The 4,818-nt window shown below is 70.0% G+C and carries 2 protein-coding genes; one reads left to right on the forward strand and one right to left on the reverse strand.

The annotated features are described in order from the left end of the window. A partial coding sequence (locus D3273_RS27165; RefSeq protein ID WP_129230097.1) for a class I SAM-dependent methyltransferase occupies window positions 1–1,746 on the reverse strand: 1,746 nt, incomplete at its 3' end. Window positions 1,747–2,241: 495 nt separating this feature from the next. Between D3273_RS27165 and D3273_RS29490 the strand changes: the two genes are divergently transcribed. Next, window positions 2,242–4,818: class I SAM-dependent methyltransferase (locus D3273_RS29490; protein ID WP_245501417.1), on the forward strand; the 2,577-nt coding region annotated here is incomplete at its 3' end.

The following is a 4,818-nucleotide window of genomic DNA, read 5'->3' on the forward strand; positions in this document are numbered from 1 at the left end:
GGACGCGTCGTCGGCGATGCACAGCTCCCAGTCGGGGTAGATCTGGCTCTGCACGGAAGCGACGGCCTGGCGCAGGAAGCCGACCTGGGGGTTGTAGACGGGCATCACCACGGAGATGAGCGGGCGCCGCCGCATCCGCAGCACCCGCGCCCGGATGGCGCGCCGGTCACCCTCGTCCAGCGTGTCATGCTGCTCCACCCACCGGTCGTAGGCGTCCGCGACGGGGCCGGTCTCGCCTCCGGGCACCTCGGGGAGGAGCGCTAGGAGGTTTTCGCTCGCGGCGAGTTCGGCCCGCAGCATGACGACCGCACTGTCCAACTCGGATGCCCGCGGCTGCGCCGCATGGGCCTGGTCCTCGCCGAAACGCCTCGCTTCCCGGGCGGCCGCGTAACGCTTCTCGGCATCCTGCCATTCGGTCGCGGCATCAGCGCCCCGCCTGACGAACGACGAATAGCCGCGCACCATCCTGCGCCAGCGTCGGACCGCTCCGAGCGACAGGACGCCCTGCAATCCGCCGGGCGAGGCCAGCATGGCCCGCTCGTGCTCCAGGAGGTCTTGCAGCCGGCGCCGCGCTTCGGCCCGGGCGTGGTCGGCGGCATGCTCATTCTCGCGATGCCTCCAGGCGGTCTCGGCCAAGCGTGCGACGTCGGCATGCGCGGTCGCGGCCGCCGTCTCGATGGCGGCAATCTGCCGCTCCACCTCGGCGCGGCGAGCGTGGATGGCGCGGGCGGCCCTCCGGGCTCGGCGGTTCGCCTCGGCCTCGCTGGCACGGAGCGCGCGCGACTCGGCCCGGAGTCCCGCGATGTCGGCCATAGGCCCTTCCGATGACAGGCGACGGAGGTGGCCTTCCTGGACTGCGACCTCGATCGCCGGTGCCCCGGTCGGCGCCGGCCGCGGCGTCCCGGAAGCGCCCTCAAGGGCGGCCAAGCGCCGGCTCAGGTCCGCCAAATGGGACGATGGCGTGGCATCCGGCAGGTCGGCTGCGAGCCGGACGATGTCGGGGCTGCAGTCGGGCGGGAAGCCGCGTCGCCCCGGTCCCCGACGGTCCGGATCGACCCGCTCGGTCAGGAGTCCGAGCGCTTCTCCGTCCGCGACGGCGCGACGGCGTAGACGAAGGCCTCGACCGAGCGCCGCGTAGGCCGCTCTGGTGACGTCCGCCTGTTCGCCGCCCAGCAGGGCCGCCAGTCGATCCGGAACCGCACGGCCGATCGCCACGAGCCCGAGTCCGAGCCCGTGGGGGAAGTGAAACGTCGGATGATCAGACGTCAGTCCATCGAAGAGCAGGCCGGTGCCCGTGCGCCGTCCTTCCGGGCCGGTGCCGTGCAGCAGCACGATGCCGGCGTCGCTGAGCCGGGATCTCCAGGCGTCGAGGATCTGCACCGCTTCGCCGTGGTCGTGAGGTCCGTCGATATGGAGCAGGTCGATCGACCCCGGCGCGAAACTCGGCCGTGCCTCGTGGTACGGGGCCCCGATCAGCGAGGAAAAGGCGGCGTAGGGCGCGTTCCGCGAGACGGCCGCAAGGTGCGCTTCGTCACCGTCCCAGGGGGCCACGGCGCGGGCCGTCGCGGCGAGGCCGAGCCGGTGAATCGCCTGGCAGAAGGCCAGGTACGAGAACCCCGGCCCTGCGCTCAGTTCCACGACGAGGGACGGCGCGATGGCGTCCACCAACCAGAAAGCGAAGGGGGCGTGCTCGATCCACTCCGACGCCGACAGGTCGACCGGGTCCCAGAAGGAAGCTGGCGACACGGAGCTGATCGCGTCATTCGTCGAACCGTTCACCGCATCCCACCTCGAAACTTCCGCACCGCGGCTCGATGGGCCGCGATGACCGCACACGAGCTTCGACCGGCGTCCAGCGTATCGCCGGTGGCCCTGGCCTGTCACGGTCCGGCCTCCAATCCAGCCTGTGCGTGCGATCCCGGCGCCCCTCCGGTCGACGCAAGCGGCCGGAGCCTCGGCCTCGGCGACTGTGTTCACGCGACCGGGTGGCCTCACCCGATCGCGGTCTACCCTGGATGTCCGGGTGCGGGAAGGTCTCAGAACACATCCTGGGCTGGCCCCGAAGATCTGCTTTTCTTGACAGGGAGGAAAGGCAGGATGGCTTGGGCGGGCCGACGCCGTCCTGCCGAGGTATGCCGTGAAGCGGGCGACCGCCGAAATGGCGACCGACGACGAACGCCTTGCCTCGGCATTTCCCGTGGTCCAAACCCCTGGCGAGAATGGGTGGGGATATCGGGATCGATGCGAGACACTGGGTTCAATCTTTCGAACGCCTCGTTCTGGGTGCCCGACCTCTTGTCCGATTCAGCCTGGCTCGCCCACGCGCCTTTCGCCTTCTGGCTGATCGACGCCTTGCGCCCCCGATGCGTCGTCGAACTCGGGACTCATTCCGGTTTCTCCTTTTTCTCCTTCTGTCAGGCGATCGCCCGTCTCGATCTCGGGACGCGAGCCTTCGCGGTCGACACCTGGACGGGGGACGAACACGCTGGCTTTTATGGCGAGGACGTCTTCGAGGAGGTGCAGGAGCGGAACCGGGCCTACCGCGGTTTCGCCACCCTGATACGCAGCACGTTCGACGCCGCCCTGTCGCGCTTCGAGGACGGCAGCATCGACCTCCTCCACATCGACGGACTGCACCTTTACGAGGACGTGGAGCATGACTTCGCCTCCTGGCGACCGAAACTGAAGCCCGACGCGGTCGTCCTGTTCCATGACACCCAGGTGCGGGAGCGCGAGTTCGGCGTTTGGAGGCTTTGGGGAGACCTGAGCGCCCGGTTCCCTTCCTTCGAGTTCCTGCACGGCCACGGCTTGGGTGTGCTGTGCCTGGGTGCGGTCCCGGATGGGCTGAAGAGCTTGATGTCGGCCGACGACGAGGTCCGCGCCGCTACCCGCGCCGCCTACGGCGCGCTCGGGTCGGCCGTCGTGGAACGCCAACGGGCATCGGCGCTCGATGCAGGGCTCGACGCGCTGCTGGCTCGCCCGATGGACCGCTCGCCGCCCGAAGGGGGAACAGGCCGGGGACCGTCTGTCGTCGACCGCTCGGATCACCGGCTCATCCGGCTGGAGGAGATCGTCGCCGCACGCGGGACGGCGCTTGAGCAGGAACGCCTCGACGGCACATCACGGCGAGAAGAGCTGCAACGAGAGCAGGCGCGACCAGGCGAGCTGCGTCACAGCGCCGATCAGGCGCTGCAGGATCTCGATACCGCCGAACGGCGCCGGGATGAGGCCGAACGGGCGAAAGCGGAGGCCGAGCGCCGGCGGGACTTGGCCGAGGCGCGGGAAGCCAGCCACGGCGCGGCGCTGCGCGCCGGTCGGGCGGAGATCGAGCTGTTGCGTCGATCCCTCTCGGCCCGAATGGAGCAGATCCGTCGCGCAGGCGACAGGTCCAACGGCGGAGTCAGCCTGCTCGAACGGGCTCTCCTGGGACGGGACGACCGGAGGCAGCGGGAACAGCGGGCCGTCGCCGACCGCTATGACGAACTGCTGCACTGGGGACGGTCGCGTCGAGAGCGGCAGGACCATTTGGTGGCTCGCCTCGACAATGCGCTGGCGGCGCTGGCGGAAGCGGAAGGCCGCTTAGGCTTCTTCGAGCACAGCCGGCTCGTGCGAGCGGCGGCCAAGGCCGCGCGCCTCGGACGTCGGGGCCCCTCGCCCGGCGATGCCCGCTCCGCGCGTGGCGAGCCGGAGCGCCGCGCGAGCGCGGTGCGCGACACCGGCCTCTTTGACGACGACTTCTATCGAACGGCGAACGCCGACGTCGCGTCCGGCACCGGCGATCCCGCGTCCCATTTCGCCGAAACGGGCTGGTGGGAAGGCCGCTGGCCGAACGCGCGTTTCGATCCCGCCTTCTACCTCGCCACCAACCCCGACGTGGCCGAGGCCGGCGACAACCCGCTCGTCCACTACGCGGAACAGGGTATCCTGGAAGGCCGTAGGCCGAGCGCTCCCGAACGGGTCGCACGATGGGTCCGGCCACCGCACGAGGCCCTCCACGCCGACGACGAAGCCGCCGTCGAGGCCGTCCTCGACACGGGGCTGTTCGATGAGCGGTTCTATCGGGAAGCCCACCCCGACGTCGTCCTTTCAGGGCTCGAACCGGTGCTGCATTTCGCGCTCGACGGTTGGAAGGAGGGGCGCAGGCCGAACGCTCACTTCGATCCGGCTTTCTACCTGGACGCCAACCCCGACGTCGCCGCCTCGGGCGAGAACCCTCTCGTCCATTACGCGACGGTCGGCATCTTCGAAGGGCGTGCCCCGTCCCGCGAGGCCGCAAGCTCGCATGCCTCGTCTGTCACCCCGGAAGAAGCGATGGCCGAAGCGCTCCTCGACACGGGCCTCTTCGATGCCAAATTTTACCGGACTGCCTATCCCGACGTGCCGTCGTCGAGCACCGCCGCCGCTCTGCACTTCGCGATGCACGGCTGGAAGGAGGGGCGCAAGCCGAACGCGGAGTTCGACCCCGCCTTCTATCTCGCGCGCAACCCGGATGTTGCGGCGCTCGGGGTCAATCCGGTGCTGCATTTCGCCGAGCACGGCCTCCTGGAGGGCCGCCCCTTTTCAGCGCTCGCGGCGAGCCCCGGCGTGTTCGACGGGCCGACAGACGCCTACGGTCGGTGGGTGGAGCAGCATGACACGCTGGGCGAGGGTGACCGGCGCGCCATCCGGGCGCGGGTGCTGCGGCTGCGGCGGCGCCCGCTCATCTCCGTGGTGATGCCCGTCTACAACCCCCAGGTCGGCTTTCTGCGCCAGGCCGTCGCTTCCGTGCAGAGTCAGATCTACCCCGACTGGGAGCTGTGCATCGCCGACGACGCGTCA

Origin of the sequence: Lichenibacterium minor (assembly GCF_004137685.1) — a bacterium.
Taxonomy (GTDB): Bacteria; Pseudomonadota; Alphaproteobacteria; order Rhizobiales; family Beijerinckiaceae; genus Lichenihabitans; species Lichenihabitans minor.